The organism is Barnesiella sp., assembly GCF_022723415.1.
Taxonomy (GTDB): Bacteria; Bacteroidota; Bacteroidia; order Bacteroidales; family Barnesiellaceae; genus Barnesiella; species Barnesiella intestinihominis.
The window spans coordinates 1-18,733 of record NZ_JAIJHU010000057.1 but is presented as its reverse complement, the minus strand read 5'-3'; the positions used below and the strand labels follow the sequence as shown (position 1 = coordinate 18,733).

Genomic DNA, 18,733 nt, shown 5'->3' with positions numbered 1-18,733 from the left:
ATGAGCCATAACCTCCTATTCCCTTTTCGAAAGAATTCTTAATAAAACTTTATTAGGCTATACTATCACCGAAACGATTAAAAGTCGAATAAAATGTTGGTTTTTTCGGGGGGACTTTTTAAGTTTGATAAAGATTTAAAACCTTATAGATATCTAAGAGATTTTTCTCTTTCGAAGCCTTTCGATAGATAAAAAATGTTGTCGTTTTTCATAATGAGTTTTTCTTTATGTATCTTTGGCTCTGTCGAATATGAGATATGGCTTAGCGAAAAAATGAGCAAGTTCTTTTTTTGAGTGGTTGCCTTTCCTTATATTTGTAGAAAAGAATATAGGATGCGGTTCGGCATAGTCAAATCGGAAATTAGATTTCTTGATTGCCTTTGCGCTCACCTTTCCCTATATTTGCGTAAAATGCAGAGATAGAATGCTTTTGGATAGGAACAGATTCGTTTGCTTGTGTTCTCTTGCGCTATCTTTGATTTGGCCTCTAAACAAGGCGGAAAAGACCTTTTTGACACCATAGGGCTGGGTATAAATCTTTTTATTTTCGGCCTGTTGGGAGTTTGAGGTGAGATGGAAATTTATTATTTATGCTGAAAAATATAACCATGAAGAAGAAAATGTTTTATGCGCTGTCTGCGCTTTTGTTGTGTAGTGCTTGTACTACGACACCACGTAATCCGTTTGAAGAACCTGCGAGGCCTGCCGGACAGGAAAGTGTTTTGAAGTTGGCTTGCGAACCTTTGGATACGGTGAGAGTCGGTTTTATTGGATTAGGAGCGAGGGGTAGAGGAGCTATTGAACGGTATGTCTATCTGCCCGATGCCAAAGTTGTCGCTTTATGCGATTTGGATTCGGTGAATGTAAACAAAGCGAATGAAATACTTACTTCGCACAAACTTCCTGCCGCCGATATTTATGTGGGTGAGGACGTTTGGAAAGAGATGTGCGGAAGGGACGACATAGATTTGGTCTACATTTGCACCGATTGGCACTCTCATGCTCCGATGGCTGTCTATGCCATGAAACAGGGAAAACATGTCGCCGTGGAAGTACCGGCGGCAATGACCGTAGCCGAGTGCTGGGATTTGGTAAATACGGCCGAACAGACTCGCCGCCATTGCATGATGTTGGAAAATTGTTGTTACGATTTCTTCGAAATGGCAACGCTCAATATGGCACAACAAGGCTTGTTCGGAGATGTGATGCATGCCGAGGGGGCTTATATCCACGACTTGCGTTCTTATAATTACGACACTACGGCGACCGGTTATAAAAACATGTGGCGGTTAAAAGCCCAGAAAGAGGAGGCCGGTAATCCTTATCCTACTCATGGATTAGGTCCTGTCGCCCAGATATTGAACATTCACCGGGGCGACCGCATGGCTACGTTGGTTTCCATGTCTAATGCGCAAAAGGGTATGCATCTTTATGCAGCCGAACATGGTATTACCGGCGAGGATACGGCACGTATCGATATGGGTGATATGAACACGACTCTTATTCGTACCGCCAAAGGGAAAACCATCATGATACAACACGACGTTACCAGTCCTCGTCCCTATAACCGCATTCACATGGTAAGCGGTACGAAAGGTTTCGCTCAGAAATATCCGCTTACGGGGATCGCTTTGGAACCCAATGCGCATGAGTTTGTCAGCCAGCAAACTCTCGACTCTCTGCTGAAAGTGTATGAACACCCCTTCTGCAAAGAGATCGGCGAGAAAGCTCGCAAAGTGGGCGGACACGGAGGTATGGATTTCATTATGGATTATCGTCTGATTCATTGCTTGAAAAACGGTTTGCCTCTCGATATGGACGTTTACGACGCAGCCGAATGGTCGTGTCTGGTCGAGTTGACCGACTACTCCGTTCGCAACGGCTCCGTTCCTGTACAGATACCCGATTTTACCCGTGGAGAATGGGATAAATTGCAAGGCTTGACTTTTGCCGAATAGAAAGATAAAATATGGGAAAATGGCTGTTTCAAGAGGAAACAGCCATTTCTGTATGTGAATAGTAAGGATTATTTTTATATCGATTGCCACAATACCCTGCGATATTACGGGACACGGCTGGGGAGGAATGTGTGAGAATGCCCTGCAATGCCACAGGGTATGGGTGAGAGGGGGTTAAAGAAACATTCTCTTTTGTGATGTAAGGATAGATTTTACGCTTCTCCCCCTTGTGTCGCATAGCGATAGGGGGGGGAAAGCAGAAGAAACAATAGTTTTCGACGGAGAGGGGGTGAGAAAGATAGAATAGGAGTTTTTTGTAAGACCAACCCCTCCGGCCTACGGCCACCTCCCCTATATTTTGCTGTCGCAAAACACAGAGGAGGAGGGAGATGCTTTTTTGCTTTATTTTTTATGTAGCAAGCCGGAACTATCCAATCTTCTCCCTTGCCGTGTTCCGTAGCCTTACGGGGTGTTGCGTTAGCGGTATGAGGGAGACCCGCGGAACAAAGTTCTGCGGAGGGGGCAAGGAGAATTAAAACTTAATGGTGATATCTGCGCCGAATGTAATCGGGCGGCCGCACTGTACGAAGCTGTTGGGCATAGACAAGTTCTCGGCATTCATGGTCTCGAAGTAGAACGCCTGATAATGTTGATTCAGCAGATTTTTTCCCCATAGTTTCAAATCGGCGTATTTCCCCGAAAGGATAATCGATGCATTTACCAGCCCATAAAAGTTTTGAGCGGCATCGTTGGCTTCGGTCCAGTATATTTTTCCTCGGCCGAGGTATTGTAGGTCGAAAGTCAAGTCGGTCTCTTTGTCTAAGGGCAGGGTGTAAGCGCCCGATAGGGCGAGCGTATGAGCCGGTGCAAAAGGGACGAAATTGTTTTTGTAGTCGTTTTTCCCGTCGTTGTATTCTTGGAAGGTAGCATGGGTGTAACCGTAGGTTGCCGAGAGTAACAGCCGGTTGGTCGGGGTGGCTCGCAGCGAAGCCTCCAATCCGTAACTGGTGGTGCGTCCCGAATTTTTGGTGACACGGCCATATCCGCTTACGGCGGCTATTTGCTGATCGTGGCAATCGATGTAGAATAAAGATAAATCGGCAAACAGCCGGTGGTCGATTAACTGGGAACGGCCGCCTATTTCGTAATTCCAGCTATGTTCGGGTTTATACGAGATGGCTTGGTTCACGTCGGTCGTGTTTTCGAAGGCAGGCATTCCGGCAGCACTGCGACTCGGTGCGGGACGACCTCCGTTTCCCCCGCCTCCCATGTTCTTCATCAGTTCGCTCATCATGCTGGACCGGATTTGGGATTGTATCAAGTTGGAGAACATCTGGAAATTGTATCCTCCCGACCGGTAACCGCGGGTTGCCGAGGCGTAGACAAAACTTTTATTGCCGATAGCGTATTTCACTTCGAATTTGGGAGACAGTTCTATCGTGTTCATCGACTCCTTTCCATCGATGCCGAGGGGCAGGATAAAAGGCTGTTGAATCGACATCGGGGGGCGATTACCCATATTGATCGTGACGTTGGCACGCCCTGTGAGAGCTTCGGTCGCATGGGTGTGATGGTAAATGCGAGTATGTTCGTAGTCTATTCGTAAGCCTACGGTGGCCGATAAACCGTCGATAAAAATACGATTGAGCGTAGCTTGTCCGAAGGCGGCAGCACCGTAGGCCGGTGTTTTGTAAATGCCGTCGATATACAGGTTTCGATTATCTATATCTATCGTAATATCGGGCATTCCCGCTAATGCAGGGTCCTGTTTGAGAGCTGCCAGTTGGTTGTTGGTCTGTTTGGTGATGAGCAAATCTATCCCGTCTTGTCTGAAATCTACCGGGCCGTCCGTATGGGTTTGTTGATAAAACCCGAATAAGCCTCCTACCCACTCCCAACGTTTGCCTTTGTGCGATTTGACGGCAAATTCCTGTGAAACCGCATGCATTTTTTGTTTTTGTTGTAATGTAAATATGGAGCGGGGAGTAAAGTCTTGGTCCAAATGCATATCGTCGTCGAGGAATTGATAACCCGTCGTCGATGTGAAGATGAATCGGTCGTGGAGATATTGAACCGACAGGCCCGACGTGAATATGTCGCGACGATACGAGGCTTCGTCGTTGTAACTGATGCTGCCGGTCTTTTTCAGGGTTTTGTCATAACCGGCGTATGGGTATCCCTGTTGGTCGCTACCCTCGTAGTCACCGCTGAAACTCAACTTCCAATGCCTGTTTACCCGCCAGTCTAATTGTACTCTTCCACCGCCCGACCGGGTACTTCCGCTATTTTGTCGGGTATATTCGTTTTTGAAGTAGCCGTCGTCCTGTCGGTAGCGGGCATTTATCGAGAATGCGAAATCGTCGGTAAGTTTTTGGCTGGTAGTAGCGGCGACTCCCCATAAGTTGTAATTCCCGAAACTCAATTTTATTTTCGAGCCCTGTTTTTCCAAAGGCGAGAGAGTCTTTATGTTCACGAGTCCCGCCATAGTATTCCTTCCGTAGAGAGTCCCTTGCGGCCCTTTCAAGACTTCGATACTTGCAATATCGATGAAGTCGAAATCGAAAGCGCTTTTATCCAGATAGGGAACGTTGTTGACGTAGAGGCCTACGGCGGGAGAGTTGATTCGGGAACCTATACCCCGTATGTAGGCCGAGGAAATGAGTTTGGAGCCATAATCGGGAATAAACAGATTGGGAACGACGGTAGAAATATCCTTGACCGAACGGATATTCATTTCGTCGAGATTGCCCGTGTTGAGATAAGAGATGGAACCGGGGAACTCGAACAGTTTCGAATCCCATTTGGGGTTACTGATGATAGTAATGGCATTCAGGTTATATATGCGGTTTCCCAAAGAATCGGTAATCGCCGGTATCGGTTTACCGGTTGCAAGAAATGGTAAAGTTCCCAAGATGAACGCGAGCAGAAAATTTTTCATAAGATTTGTTTACCTGTTGAAAGAGCGAGTCTCTCTTTGAATTTTTGCACAAAGTAACAAGAGAAAAATTTTCTTTACAATCATCAATAGTAGTGATTTTTCGAGGACGGGATATTATCCGGGTGTTAGATGAAAAACAGGAGGCTGGCTGCCATGACTGCCATGCCGGTGATGACGCCTCCTATGCCGTAGTGATGATGACCGTATTTTTCGGCTCCCGGCAGCAGCTCATCGAATGAAATGAACACCATAATACCCGATACGAATGCCAATAGAAGCGCGTGAATCGTGGGAGTCCAAAAAGGTAACAGAAACAGGAATCCGATGAGTGCGCCTACCGGCTCGGCCATACCGGAAAGCAGGGAATACCAAAATGCTTTCTTGTGGCTGCCCGTCGCTTGATAGATGGGTACGGAGACAGCGATACCTTCCGGTATGTTGTGAATGGCAATGGCTATGACGATGGGAATAGCTATGTCGATATTGCCCAGTGCCGATGCGAATGTAGCGAGTCCTTCCGGGAAATTATGGATACTGATAGCCAGTGCCATCAGTATTCCGGTACGGTGCAATCGTTGTTGTCCCGATAGTTCTTCCACGCGGTGGACTTCATGAGGATTCTCGTCTTCGGGAATCAAGAAGTCTATCAATGCGATAAACGATGTCCCCGAGAAAAATGCGATCAGCATGTAGATATTAGACATGCGCGGGCTGAAATTCTCGCTGAGCATACCCAATGCCTCTGGCATCAATTCCATGAACGATATATATATCATTACTCCGGCCGAGAACCCCAATGCCGCAGAAAGAAATTTCGTATTGGTTCGCTTGGCGAAAAATGCAATGAGGCTTCCCACTCCGGTCGATAGGCCGGCTATCATCGTGAGGAGAAATGCCAAGAGTATAGAATTTATTTCCATGTTTTCGAGATTGTATAAAACCGTAAAGGAAAACCGCACTATCCTCTTGTCGGGGAATTGGCCGTTTCCTTCGTGGTTTTTCGGAAACAAAGGTAATGTATTAAAACATTATGAAGTTCACCGAATAATAAAAATAACAAAAAAGAATGAAATATGTTAGGAATAAACCGTTGGCTCTACGTATCTTTACCCGCTGAAAAGAGGGAATATGCAAGATTATAACGAAGATATTGTTATCGAGCAGTTACAGAATCCGGCGACTGTGCGGCAGGCATTCGCACGGGTCGTGGCCCGGTATAGTGAGCCGTTATATTGGCAGATTCGAAAAATGGTACTTTCGCACGACGATGCCAATGATTTATTGCAAAATACATTCTTAAAAGCATGGGGAAGTATCGAGTATTTCAGAGGGGATGCCAAATTGTCGACTTGGCTTTATCGTATTGCAGTGAATGAGGCATTGACTTTTCTGGCACGGGAACGGGAACGACGGAATCTTACGGCCGACGATACCGATGATTTCCTGCTCTCTCATGTAGAGAGCGACGAATATTTCGACGGAGATCGTGCACAGAGGCTTTTGCAAGAAGCGGTTTTGCAACTCCCGGAGAAACAACGCCTCGTTTTTAATATGCGTTATTTCGACGAAATGAAATACGAAGATATATCCGAAATTCTGGGAACGTCGGTGGGTGCATTGAAAGCATCGTATCACCATGCGGCGAAAAAAATAGAGGAATATCTGCAAGATCATGTTTAAACCTTTTCATTATTTTCGTGTCTAACAAACAAAAGGTGAAGCTATGGAAAAGAAAACTCCCCTGTTAGATGAAATCGGTAGGAAGCACGGTATGAAAGTGCCCGGCAATTATTTTGCCGATTTCACCGAAAAGATGACGGAAAGTTTGCCGGAAAGGGAATTTCCCGAACTCGTGCAACCTTCGTTATGGCTTCGGGTAAGACCGTGGATTTATATGGCAGCCATGTTTGCCGGTATATGGCTTATGATGAAAATGTTTACGGGAATATTCTCGGTGGAAAAAGGAGAAACTCCTGATATGGAAATGACGGCTTCGGCGACAGATGGAAGTACGATAGAAGACGAGTGGATCGCTTATTATGTCGATGATTACACGGCTTATGAAATGCTCTATACCGATAGCGATTATTAAAGGAGAAGTAGTTATGAAGAAAATAATTTTATTATTATCGGCCGTTTTATTGTGGGCATTGCCCGTTTCGGTTTCGGCACAGAATAAGAATAACGACAAGGCGAAGCAACAGCGAAAAGAACAGTTTGACCGGTTCTGTAAATTCCGTCGGGATTTTATGATGAAACAGATCGGGCTTTCCGAACAAGAGGCGAAACAGTTCTTTCCCTTGTATGAAGAGATGGAAGGGAAAAAATGGACGGTAGACAGGGAGGCTCGAACCTTTGCTCGGAAAATAGTACGTTCGGAAACGGCTGTTTCAGATGTCGAGTATGAAAAAGCGGCCGAAGTTTTACTGGAAAAGGACGAGAAGTTGGCAAAGATAGATCGGGAATATTACGACAAGTTCAAAACCTTTCTGTCGAATGAAAAATTATTTAAATTCAAAAATGCCCAAATGAAATTCCCGAGAGCCATGATGAAATGGCATGGCGGGAAACATCATCATGAGTAATAATGTAATGTACGGGATAATGAAGAAAGGGAGAAGTTTTTTTGATCTTCTCCCTTTCTTTTTATTTATGGTACAAATATCTTTTCCGAAAAACCGTTTATATGAAGGATATACAATCCGGTATTCAATCCGAGTTCTCTCCATTCGATTCGGGTTCCGGGCTCGACATCTGTTTTATCGGAGTATCTTATGATTCCGTCCGGGGTCGATAATATGAGGTTTATTTTACCCGCTTGCGATGTGAATAAAATTCCGTCTCGATAAAGTTTGTATAGTTTGTCTGTCGACAAGTTGTCGATGGCGCTCGGTGAAAGCACCTCTTTGATTCCGGCGAGAGCGTCTATTTTCCCGTATCCGTAAATGGAGTTGGGACATGCTCCTGTATGGGAATCTTGGCGGGCGGTCTTTTTCAAAATCAGTTGTATATCTTCGGGAGATAGTTCTGGATTTGCTTCTAACCATGTGGCAATGACTCCGGCGACAAAGGGCGAGGCTTGCGATGTTCCCGTCATTTGTCCCCAATAATAGCTTTTCCCGTTTATCGTTGCCCGGGCGACAGTGTTGGCGCTACTCTCCTTATAGTAATCGGAGTAAGAAGATACGGCGCTGAAAATCATTCCTCCCGGAGCCGTCACGTCGGGCTTTACTCGGCCGTCCGAAGCCGGACCTCGGCTCGAAGTGTAGTTGATTTTATTCAACGGGTAATCGATCAACATGGACTGTTTCTTTCCCGAAAAATTTGTCCATACGTTTCGGGTTGTATAGTTTCCGACAGAAATGGTTCTCTTTCCTGTTCCTCCCAATTCCCCTAATGTACGGTCGGCATCGAAATTGACATGTGTGCTTTTCCCGTTGTCGGTGAACTGTCCGCTGTTTTTGTCGGTCCAGAGATCGATGTGTTGGGTTTCGCCCGTTACTCCTATTTGTATGTCGTAACCTTTTAGATTGAGATTATTCAAGGCGACTCTATACATGCGCCTCGTGTTGTTCCACAATTCGGTATAGTAGGCGATTTCTCCGCCTTCCGAATAGTTGAAGTCGGCAGGGACGGAAAACGATTGGTCCGTACCGTTCGAGGTACAACTCCATACGGTTTCGCCTTGCGAGTCGGTTAGCGAAACGGTAACGGTAAACCCGTCCGATTCACCCCAAACTTCGAATGTGTTGGCGGCGTATCCCGATGGTTTGAAAAATGTCAGTACAGGAGTCTCTGCATTGTTGAGTTCCATCGAAGCATGAGTTTTGTTTTTGGCATCGTTCCCGATGGAACCGACCAGAATTTTTCCTTTTCCCAGCATGGCATCGATGGCTTGATCGAAAAGCGAAGTCCCGTCGTGCGGCCCGTAAGAAGTATTTAGGCTAATGTTGACTACGGCCGGTTTGTCTATCGAGTCGGCATAGTTGAATACATATTTAATACCATTCAGAATATCGGTATCTTCCAATGTCGATCCTACCATTACTAAGTCGGCATCATAAGCTACTCCGTAATAGGGATTCTTGTCGAGTGTCGTGGACTCCGAGGTCGCTATTGTCCCGAAATAACTGCCACCGGCTATTCCGGCTACATGGGTTCCGTGTGTTTGCTCTTCGTTGTCAGTCCCTTCGGCAAGAATATTTTCTTTATCCGACAGTAGTTTGTTATCGATTTGATTCCAGAATCTTGCGATTCGGAGGGTCTCGTTGTCAGACGAGCGGAAGGCCGGGTGAGTTACGTCGAATCCAGAGTCTACGAACCCCAATACGACATTCTTTCCGGTATAAGGTGATGAAAGAGACTCCCCGTTTTGTACCAGTACTACGTTCGTTTCTGTACGTGCTTCATCTAAGGATAAGGATGCTTTTCGAGGAAGCTCGGCTCTTTTTACGAAGTCAGAGTCTAAAAAACGAGACAATTCCGACGGTGAAATACATATCGTATAGAATCCGTTTCCCAATGCCACATACGATAAAACAAAACATTCCAGTAAATCGTTTTCGGTCGTATGCTCGTCGCATTGAACGAGAAGTCGCAGATCTTTATCCTGTCTGGATAATTTTTCCAATCGATTGCCAGATCGAATTAATTGATCGAGCGTTTGGCGCGATGAGGCCGATAGTTTTTCGTTGGCTGCAAAACACGTCATGCTGTTGAGGAATAAGATTCCACTGAACAGCATGACGTAAATATAGATTCGATTCATAAAACTTTATTTATAGGGCACAAACTTTGAAAGCAGCGTTCCCTACTTTTACGATATAAATTTTACCCGGGGTGAACGGGAAGTCATATCGACCGTTATTTACAAGCCCTTGATTTATCAATCGACCGTCTGTTTCGTGAATAGTGACAGGTTGAACGGAGGTGTCGTTTATCGAAAAACCTTGTCTGGTAACCGTCAGTTCCAACTCTTCGTTTTGGGTATTTTCAATTCCGGTAGAATTGTACACGACAGCAACGTCATCGATTTGCAGATAGTTTCCTTCGGCAACTTCGAGCGGTTTTTCCGGTTTTTTACTGAGGTAGTTGGATGCACAGAACACGATGTTCATTTTTTCGGGAATCTCTTGTGATGTATAATCGATAGAGATTTCTTTGGTCTCGAAAGCATCTATATCGTTATCGATGGTCAATTCTCCCGACCCTATCAAGGCCGCACCCGCATTCCCGGCGAGAACGGCGCTCATTTCGTCGGTATGGTTGGCTCCGTTTTTATCGGTCGACTCGGCCGAGCCCTTCCATAGATAGACTTTGATATGGGCAGCATCGTCTATGTCGCTTGTAGGAGCATTGTAGTATTGGGCTTTGAAGGTGATTTTACTGGGACGTCCCGTAAATTCTACACCTCCGTCTACACCCAAATCCCCTGTTGCGGCTGTGAAATAATTGGTGTTTACATATATCCACGGAGTTCCTAATGAGAGTATTCCCGGAATGACGTAACCCGTTTTGGTTCCCCACATAATACTGCCTGCGAAAGTGTTTTCGATGGTGGGGTAGGCATTGGTGTCGTCTCCACTTTTGGAAACTGTTCCGGCTTTCATCGATGTGAAACCGCTAATATTGGAATATAATGCATGCCAGCCTACGGGTTGTACTTTCTGGTTACCTCCGTCGCTTTCCCAAGCTCCGTTAAAGTCGTCTCCTGAGAAATTTTCACTATGTGCCGTTAGAGAAAATAGGGCACAGCAACTTAAAATAAGATAAAAATTCTTCATAATCCGATTTGTTTAAATGACTTTGAGTATAATATTATATTTTTGTATCGGCAAAGTAAAGAAAAAAATGTAATAATGGAAAGAGAAGAAGGAAAATAGTAGTAATTATTAAAGTTTTAAGAAGTATGAGAAAGAAATTTGCTTGGTTTTTCTGTATATTTATGTCATCTCTCGTTTTATTATCATGTAGTGAGGATAATAAAAAAGGAGAAGAACCCGGAGACGGTACGGGAGGAGGAACTCCTGAGGGGGATACTAAAACTTATTTTGAAACGACCTATTCCGATTTGTCTGCTTACGTTGACAAAAATGTGAGCGAGATATGGGCCGCTGTGGGAAATGCTTCGAAAGATGAGGAAAATAATATCCTGTATGTGCAGGATCAAAAAGGCAATCGATACAAAGCGACGTTTAAACTCGATGGAACGATGATTGCTACCATAGAAATGGTTTTGACCGGAAGTTCCGAAAACAAAGGGATTGAAGTGTGGGAAAGTATGATATCTTCTTTCCGGGATTATAAATTAGGAACTTTCCTCGGTACGAAATTTAAAGATTACGCTACGGGCGAGGGAGGTATCAAACAAACCACAGAAGAGACGATTCCGTTGTTGACTCTGGAAGCCAATACGTTGATATATCCTGTATTCGGCATACAGAAAAAAGTGTATTGTTGTCCTATCATGGATAAGGATAAATTCCGTGTAGAAATGTGTCGCAATTATTTACCTCTTGATTTTAGTACATTGGGTAAGTATGTGGGTGCGAATATCGATGAAACTCTGCAAGAGTTCTATGCGATCAGCAATAAGATACTTTTCGGGACGGCGATGGCATATCTCTATTTCGATAGTGCGATCGATTTGAAGGGTAATAACTATACGGTTAATTTCGATTCCGACAAAACATTGGAAACCGTTTTGGAAATTTCGGCATATATTCCTGAAAACGAACAAACTATCGATCGTTGGAAAGACCTCTTGCAAAACTATGCCGACTATAATTTAGGCACGTTGAAAGAATTGTATGTGACCGATGCTTTCGGCGATAAGGTACAAGACTTGGCCGATGCGCAAGCGGCGTTCGATTTGTATGAGTCTAACGGTCGTAATAACGGGATCATTGCTCGTTTTGAGACGGCTTATGGTAACAATTCTCTCATATTGAATAAAGACTATTGTTATATTCTTGTTAGGAAAAGTTAAGCAGTCGATCGTATGGAAACGAAGAACGCTCGGGAATTACCCCGAGCGTTCTTCGTTTTTTAAGGGAAATAATCTTAGCGGGCAAACAAAACAGCAAAGGTGTTGTTCTATGAGATACAGACGGTACAAACGCTTGTGGGGAGAGCTTCGCTCTTTTGGAGCAATCGGGGTCAATCGTCTATGAGTTCAACCATCAAAAGTATCTGATATGAGAAAAGTTTGTGAAAAACTACACATGAAAATCCGGTCAGGGTTGCTGTTAGGATTATGTTGCCTGTCGTGGTCGCTATCGGCGCAACGTATGGCCGTGCAAGGGACGGTAGTCGATAGTTCGGGAGAGCCGGTTATCGGGGCGAATGTCATTGTTCGGGGATCGTCTGCGGGCGTAGCGACCGATCTCGATGGGCGGTTCCGTCTCGATGTGGTTCCCGATGCTACTCTCGTAGTTTCCTATTTGGGATACAATACGCAGGAGGTTCCGGTAAACAATCGTTCGCAGATAACGATCGTTTTGCAGGAAAACGCTGTGGCTTTGCAAGAAGTCGTGGCGATAGGTTATGGAACTGTCCGCAAGAGCGATGCCACAGGGTCGGTTACTTTGGTGAAACCCGATGAGATAAATGCAGGTTTAGCGACTTCTGCACAAGATTTGTTGGTCGGGAAGACACCGGGTGTAGTAGTCACTCTCAACGGCGGTAAACCCGAGGGTGGCGCCGATATCCGTATTCGTGGAGGTTCATCGCTCAATGCGACGAACGACCCTTTGATCGTTATCGACGGTGTTCCTGTCGATAATTCGGGAGTGACCGGAATGTCCAATTCGCTATCCATGATTTCTCCCGATAATATCGAGTCGTTCACGATATTGAAAGATGCTTCGGCAACGGCCATTTATGGGTCGAGGGCATCGAACGGAGTTATCATTATTACGACGAAACGGGGACGGTCGGGAAAACCGCAAATCAATTTTACGGCCAATATGTATGTGAATACACCTCGTAATAAAGTGGGGGTACTCGACGGAGACCAATTCCGTCAGGTGATAACCGATTATTACGGAGAAGGGAGCCCGGCTTATAATTTATTGGGGACGGCCAATACGAATTGGCAGGACGAAATTTTGCGGACGTCGGTCAGTAGCGATTATAATCTGAGTGTAGGTGGAACGTATAAAATTCTGCCGTATCGGGTTGCGGTGAGCTATACTAATCAGAATGGTATTTTGAAAACCTCTGCTATGGATAGGGTGACGGCTTCGATAACGTTGAATCCCAAATTTTTCGACAATACGTTGAGTGTGACGGCCAATGTGAAGGGCTTTTATATGCACAACCGTTTTGCCGACGAAGGTGCTATCGGTGGCGCGGTATCCTTCGACCCGTCGCAATCGGTACGGGTCGATAATCTACCCATCGGTAACGGATATTTTACATGGTTGAAACCCGGAACCGACGAATTTATAGGTATCGCACCGGTAAATCCGGTATCGCTTATCGACGAACGGTCCATGAAAGCCGATGTCTATCGCAGCGTGGGTAACTTGCAGCTCGATTATGTAATGCCTTTTTTGCCGGCTTTACATGCCAACTTGAATTTAGGATACGATGTCTCTCATAGTATTCAACATAATCTCATGACTCCCGACTCCCCTCTTACTTACAAGGAGAATAAAAAAACGGGGCTGGGACAAGACGAACGGTTGAGGCAACTCAAACGGAATTTGTTGCTCGACTTCTATCTCAATTATAAACAGGATTTCGAGTCGATACATAGTAGGCTCGACGCTATGGCTGGATATTCGTGGCAACGTTTTTATAAAGATGGAGGAACCCGCACTACATTGATGCCCGATAAGGAACAATGGTTCGTCTCGTCCTATACCGACCATTTACAGTTGATTTCCTTCTTTGGGCGTGTGAATTATACCTATAAGGACACCTATCTGTTTACAGTCACATTACGTGGCGATGCGACATCTCGCTTTTCGAAAGATAACCGTTGGGGCGCATTCCCGGCCGTTGCGTTGGGGTGGAAAATTATCAACGAGCCTTTTATGGAACGGGCGACTTCGTTTATGAGCGAATTGAAGTTGAGGTTGGGCTATGGTATTACGGGACAGCAGGACATTAGCGACAGTTATTTCCCGTATATGCCGTTGTTTACGATCGGTTATCCTACGGCATCCTATCCGTTCGGCGACCAATATTATTATACGATACGTCCTAACGGCTATGACCCCAATATTAAATGGGAGGAGACTACGACGTGGAATGCCGGTATCGATTTCGGATTTTTGAATAATCGCATTACGGGATCGTTGGATTACTATTATCGCGAGACGAACGATTTGATTAGTCGTATTCCTGTTCCGGCAGGGTCCAACCTTACGAACGAGATATACACCAATGTGGGACGTTTGCGCAACGAGGGTATCGAATTCAATATTCAAGCAAAAGTTATCGATAATAAAGATTTTACTTGGGATTTGGGTATGAACGTCGCTTGGAACTCCAATAAAATAACCAAACTGAATAAAAGCGAGAGTGCCGATTATTACATTCCGGTAGGAGGTATAGGCGGAGGTACGGGCAATACTGTACAGGCTCATAAAGTAGGGTATCCGGCATACAGTTATTTATTGTATGAACAAGTATATGATGCCGATGGTAATCCCATCGAGGGATTGTATGCCGACCGTAACGGCGACGGGGTCATAGACGAATCGGACAAATATATTCACCACAGCCGTGACCCGAAAGTCGTTATCGGTATCAACTCGACCATGAATTGGAAAAATTTCGATTTCGGAATCTCTTTGCGGGCCAACTTGGGCAATTATGTTTATGACAACGTATTATCTCAAAATTCGATATATAGCGCGATGTACAACAGCGCAGGTTTCCTGAGCAATATCATGCGGCGTGGGGCGAAATTCGAAACCCAGCAATACATGAGCGATTATTATTTGAAGAATGCCGGATTTCTGCGTTGCGACAACATTTCGCTGGGATATACTTGGAAACACCTGTTGGACGATGCGTTGCGGCTGAGAGTTTACGGTGCGGTACAAAATCCTTTTGTCATTACCAAATACAAGGGGCTCGACCCGGAAGTTTTTTCGGGTATAGACAATAATGTTTATCCTCGGCCCACGACCTATACGTTGGGTGTCGTTTTGACCTATTAACCTCTAAAAATACAAAAATATGAAGTCTTTTATATATAAATGTTTTATAGGCGGGAGCGTCGCTCTTTCGATGACTTTGTCTTCCTGTTTGGGCGATCTCGATTTGAAACCTATCGACGATAACGTGATACAGTTGTCCGATTTTAAGGACAATCCGCAATATTACACGCAGCTGTTAGCCAAAGTATATGCCGGTTTGGCCGTGTCGGGGCAAGAGGGCCCTGCCGGTAATCCCGATATACAAGGGTTCGACGAGGGACAGGCGCAATACCTGCGGGCCTATTGGAATTTGCAGGAACTGCCTACCGACGAAGCCGTGTTAGGTTGGAACGATGCCGGACTACCCGAACTGAGTATGTCCACATGGTCGGCAGCCAACGGTTTTGTATATGTCATGTATAGCCGCGTGTTTTTTCAGATAGCTTTATGTAACGACTTTTTACGCAATACGACCCCGACAGCGCTGGCTGCCAATGATGTCCCCGAAGATGTCGCTGCTCAGATACAGACCTATCGGGCCGAGGCTCGGGTGTTGCGGGCTCTTTCCTATTGGCATGCTATCGATCTGTTCGGTGCGGTCTCTTTTGTGACCGAGGAGAATAAAATCATGGAGGCTCCCAAGCAGAAGTCGAGAGCCGAGATATATCAATTCATACTGGACGAGTTGAATGCCGTAGAAGAGTCTATTCCTTTACAACCTCAGTATGGGAGGGTAGGACGCGATGCCGTCAATATGATTCGGGCGAAACTCTATCTCAATGCTGCGGTTTATACCGGTACGCCGCAATACGGATTGTGTGCCGCCGAGTGTGAAAAAATAATCGCTCGGCACAATACCGGGACGAATCATGGATTGGCTGAAACGTATAAATACTTGTTCGGCGGCGATAACGACCGTTATGCGAGGGGCGGCAATGAAAGCGAAATACTTATGACTGTTCCTTTCGATAGCGATTCGATTCGTTCGTACGGGGGGACGATGTATCTCACCGTAGGTTCGTATGGAGGTAAAATCTCGGCGAGAAATTATGGGGTAAACGATGCTTGGGCCGGCCCCCGTTCTACCTCTACGCTGGTACTTTCATTCTCTCCGCAAGACGAGCGTTATGCCTTTTTCAGCGAAGGAGCAAGTATTAACAATACCAACCTTTCTACCTATCAGGACGGTTATTCGGTCGTGAAGTTTACTAATCTGCTCTCTACCGATTGGGACAATGCAGCAGGCCGTGCCGAATCTTATCCCGATACCGATTTCCCCTTGTTCCGGCTGGCCGATGTCTATCTGATGTATGCCGAATGCGCATATCGGGGAGCTGCCGATCGGGAAACGGGGAGAACCTACATGAACTATTTGAGGGATAGGGCAGGCATGCCGCAATACGATTCGGTAGACGATATTACACTCGACGAAATTTTGCAGGAACGTATGCGTGAGCTTTATTGGGAAGGGCATCGTCGTACCGATTTGATTCGGTTCGAAAAATTCACCTCCGGTAATTATTTGTGGCCGTGGAAAGGAGGCGTATATGCCGGTAAATCGCTGGATACCAAATATAATCTATATCCTATTCCGGCAAAGGAAATCGCTGCCAACCCCGGCATACAACAAAACTATGGCTACTAACGGTAAAAACGACAGAATTATGAAATCTTCTTTTATTAAATTATCCGTTTGGATAGGCTTGTCGGCACTTGTCGCCTGTAACGATGTGGATACTCCCAAATATAACTTGCAGGCTGCACCCGAACTGGCGCCTCTTGCACAACCGGCTTTGGTGTTGAACGAAGCCTCGTCGGGGTTTATAGCCGAGACATTCTCATGGTCGTCGGGAGACTATGGTTTCCCCGCTGCTCCCGTTTACACATTGGAGATAGATAACCGGAAAGATTTTCCCGATCCTATACAATTAGCCGAATCGAATGCCGATTATGTATCAGTGACTGTCGCCCGATTGAATATGGCGACTCTTATTCTGGACGGTCAACCGGGAGAGCCTTGTGATTTGTTCGTCAGGGTAGTAGCCAAGTTGACAGCCGACCATACCGTCGCTTCTTCTCCTCGCGACATTACGGTGACGGCCTATGACGAACCTATCGTGTATCCCAAACTGTATGTCCCCGGTAATTATCAAAACTGGGATATTGCGGCAGCACCCGTGCTGCAATCCTATCGAATGAATAATCGGTATGAGGGATATGTCGATTTTGTGGTCGCTGGAAATCCCGATGCTGCGGTAGAATTTAAAATAACCACTCTGCCCGATTGGGCGCAGGGCGACCAGTATGGCGATGGAGGTCCCGGACGATTGAAACTCGATGGGGAAAATATCTCATATACTCCGCAGGGTTATTATCTCATGCAGGTAGATTTGGATAAATTAACCTACAAATTGACTCCGTCCGAACCGGTCCCGTGAACCATTTGCACCGTGAGGTGTTTTCTATATATACTGTGTTATGTGTGTGATGGCGGAGGAAACGTAGCTTTGAACGGCTGCGCTTCCCCCGCTTTTTTGGTGAAGTGAAGATACCCACCCATGACGCAAAGGAAAAGCAAGGGCATGAAGCTATGACTGTTTTATCTCGTTAAAAGCAACTTATCTGTAAAGAGATTTTTCAATATTGTTTTTTGCTCGTTGTAAGAGTGTCGTGCAAATTAAAATATGAAACGGTTTGATTATGGCGAAATAACATTTCCCTAAATTATTATGGAATCTGACTTTTGTGCTGACAGATATGCGTTGATTATCACGTTCCATGCTCTCGGTCATAAACACAATTTCCAAATCAAGATGTTTATCATTTTTGCATACCGTTGCCATATTCTCGGATTCGATAAGCACCAAATCCGATAACTTTCTTTCTTTTTTCAATCCGAAAGGTCTCATCACGACATTACGGAACTTCATCAAAAGGGTTATCCATTTGGGGGCAGAAAAGAACAGTTCAGACAACTCTGCCGCACTTATAAATCTTTCAGTATGAATTATATCGCTGAATTCATCTGTATAATCGTAATTCTTGTCGCCTTTCATGATTCTTTATTTCAATAACTTACGGTTGTAATTATTGCCACTTTCCAATATGCTCATCTGATGAATGGCTATTTGGTTTAGTCTAACAAGACGTTTGCTCTGTGGCATACCTTGTTCGATGAATACAGCATTGAGATTCTCCATATTCGACAAGCAGATAAGTTCATTGATAGTAGCATAATCACGAATATTGCCTGTCAGTTCGGGGTTAGCTTCCCTCCATTGTTTTGCTGTCATACCAAACATCGCCACATTCAGTACGTCAGCTTCGTTTGCATAAATAATATTTGCTTGTACCGGTGTAACTTCCTGCGGGATAAGGTTTTGCTTTATGGCATCAGTATGTATGCGGTAGTTGATTTTAGACAATTCGCGTTTTGCCGACCAACCGAGTTGCTGGTGTTCTTCTGCTTTTAGTCGCTGATACTCTTTAACAAGAAGTAATTGAAATTTAGGAGAAATCCACATGCCAAAATGATATGCTATATCCCGATGTGCATATGTGCCACCGTAGCGACCAGCCTTAGAACGAATGCCGATTGCATTGGTCCTTTCTATCCACGTTTTTACAGAAAGCACGAAATTGTTGCTTCCTGCTGCATTTTTAATTGTACCGAATTCGGTACA

General features: G+C 45.2%; 14 protein-coding genes. 8 read left to right on the top strand and 6 right to left on the bottom strand.

Going from position 1 to position 18,733, the window contains the following annotated elements:
* Positions 1-608: 608 nt before the first annotated feature.
* Positions 609-1,958, top strand: coding sequence for a Gfo/Idh/MocA family protein (locus QVD32_RS10790; protein WP_008861332.1), 1,350 nt, complete (start codon positions 609-611; stop codon positions 1,956-1,958).
* A 532-nt stretch (positions 1,959-2,490) separates the two neighbouring features.
* Here the strand turns inward: QVD32_RS10790 and QVD32_RS10785 are convergent.
* Positions 2,491-4,896, bottom strand: coding sequence for a TonB-dependent receptor (locus tag QVD32_RS10785; RefSeq protein WP_195330199.1), 2,406 nt, complete (start codon positions 4,894-4,896; stop codon positions 2,491-2,493).
* A gap of 125 nt (positions 4,897-5,021) precedes the next feature.
* The gene (zupT, locus tag QVD32_RS10780) at positions 5,022-5,816 is read right to left on the bottom strand and encodes a zinc transporter ZupT (protein ID WP_195330201.1); all 795 of its coding nucleotides are present in this window, start codon (positions 5,814-5,816) and stop codon (positions 5,022-5,024) included.
* Positions 5,817-6,024: 208 nt separating this feature from the next.
* On the opposite strand from zupT, the gene QVD32_RS10775 reads away from it, so the two are divergent.
* Genes QVD32_RS10775 through QVD32_RS10765 form a run of 3 tightly spaced genes read left to right on the top strand, consistent with a single transcriptional unit; the run spans position 6,025 to position 7,481 of the window.
* Positions 6,025-6,576, top strand: coding sequence for an RNA polymerase sigma factor (locus tag QVD32_RS10775; protein WP_118687379.1), 552 nt, complete (start codon positions 6,025-6,027; stop codon positions 6,574-6,576).
* 43 nt (positions 6,577-6,619) lie between these two features.
* Complete coding sequence (locus tag QVD32_RS10770; RefSeq protein WP_021891807.1) at positions 6,620-6,988, top strand: hypothetical protein; 369 nt, start codon at positions 6,620-6,622, stop codon at positions 6,986-6,988.
* Between the two features lie 13 nt (positions 6,989-7,001).
* The gene (locus QVD32_RS10765) at positions 7,002-7,481 is read left to right on the top strand and encodes a hypothetical protein (protein WP_008861327.1); all 480 of its coding nucleotides are present in this window, start codon (positions 7,002-7,004) and stop codon (positions 7,479-7,481) included.
* Between the two features lie 65 nt (positions 7,482-7,546).
* Here QVD32_RS10765 and QVD32_RS10760 read toward each other — a convergent pair whose 3' ends face one another.
* Positions 7,547-9,664, bottom strand: coding sequence for a S8 family serine peptidase (locus tag QVD32_RS10760; protein WP_118687378.1), 2,118 nt, complete (start codon positions 9,662-9,664; stop codon positions 7,547-7,549).
* Positions 9,665-9,674: 10 nt separating this feature from the next.
* The gene (locus QVD32_RS10755) at positions 9,675-10,679 is read right to left on the bottom strand and encodes a hypothetical protein (RefSeq protein ID WP_118687377.1); all 1,005 of its coding nucleotides are present in this window, start codon (positions 10,677-10,679) and stop codon (positions 9,675-9,677) included.
* A 125-nt stretch (positions 10,680-10,804) separates the two neighbouring features.
* Between QVD32_RS10755 and QVD32_RS10750 the strand changes: the two genes are divergently transcribed.
* The 4 genes from QVD32_RS10750 to QVD32_RS10735 all read left to right on the top strand — a co-directional run bounded on the left by QVD32_RS10750 (position 10,805) and on the right by QVD32_RS10735 (position 17,488).
* Entirely contained in the window at positions 10,805-11,884 is a 1,080-nt protein-coding gene (locus QVD32_RS10750) for a hypothetical protein (protein ID WP_021891804.1), read from the top strand.
* Between the two features lie 208 nt (positions 11,885-12,092).
* Positions 12,093-15,071, top strand: a complete 2,979-nt coding sequence (locus tag QVD32_RS10745; protein WP_195242083.1) for a SusC/RagA family TonB-linked outer membrane protein — start codon at positions 12,093-12,095, stop codon at positions 15,069-15,071.
* Between the two features lie 19 nt (positions 15,072-15,090).
* Positions 15,091-16,695 carry a RagB/SusD family nutrient uptake outer membrane protein gene (locus QVD32_RS10740; protein ID WP_008861322.1) on the top strand — a complete coding sequence of 535 codons (1,605 nt, stop codon included), beginning with the start codon at positions 15,091-15,093 and terminating at the stop codon, positions 16,693-16,695.
* 19 nt (positions 16,696-16,714) lie between these two features.
* On the top strand, positions 16,715-17,488 hold the full coding sequence (locus tag QVD32_RS10735) for a SusE domain-containing protein (RefSeq protein ID WP_021891801.1): 774 nt from the start codon (positions 16,715-16,717) through the stop codon (positions 17,486-17,488).
* A 180-nt stretch (positions 17,489-17,668) separates the two neighbouring features.
* Here the strand turns inward: QVD32_RS10735 and QVD32_RS10730 are convergent, their stop codons facing one another.
* Both QVD32_RS10730 and QVD32_RS10725 read right to left on the bottom strand, forming a co-directional pair.
* Positions 17,669-18,106, bottom strand: coding sequence for a DUF2867 domain-containing protein (locus QVD32_RS10730; protein ID WP_021891800.1), 438 nt, complete (start codon positions 18,104-18,106; stop codon positions 17,669-17,671).
* 6 nt (positions 18,107-18,112) lie between these two features.
* A partial coding sequence (locus tag QVD32_RS10725) for a KilA-N domain-containing protein (RefSeq protein ID WP_287710214.1) occupies positions 18,113-18,733 on the bottom strand: 621 nt, incomplete at its 5' end.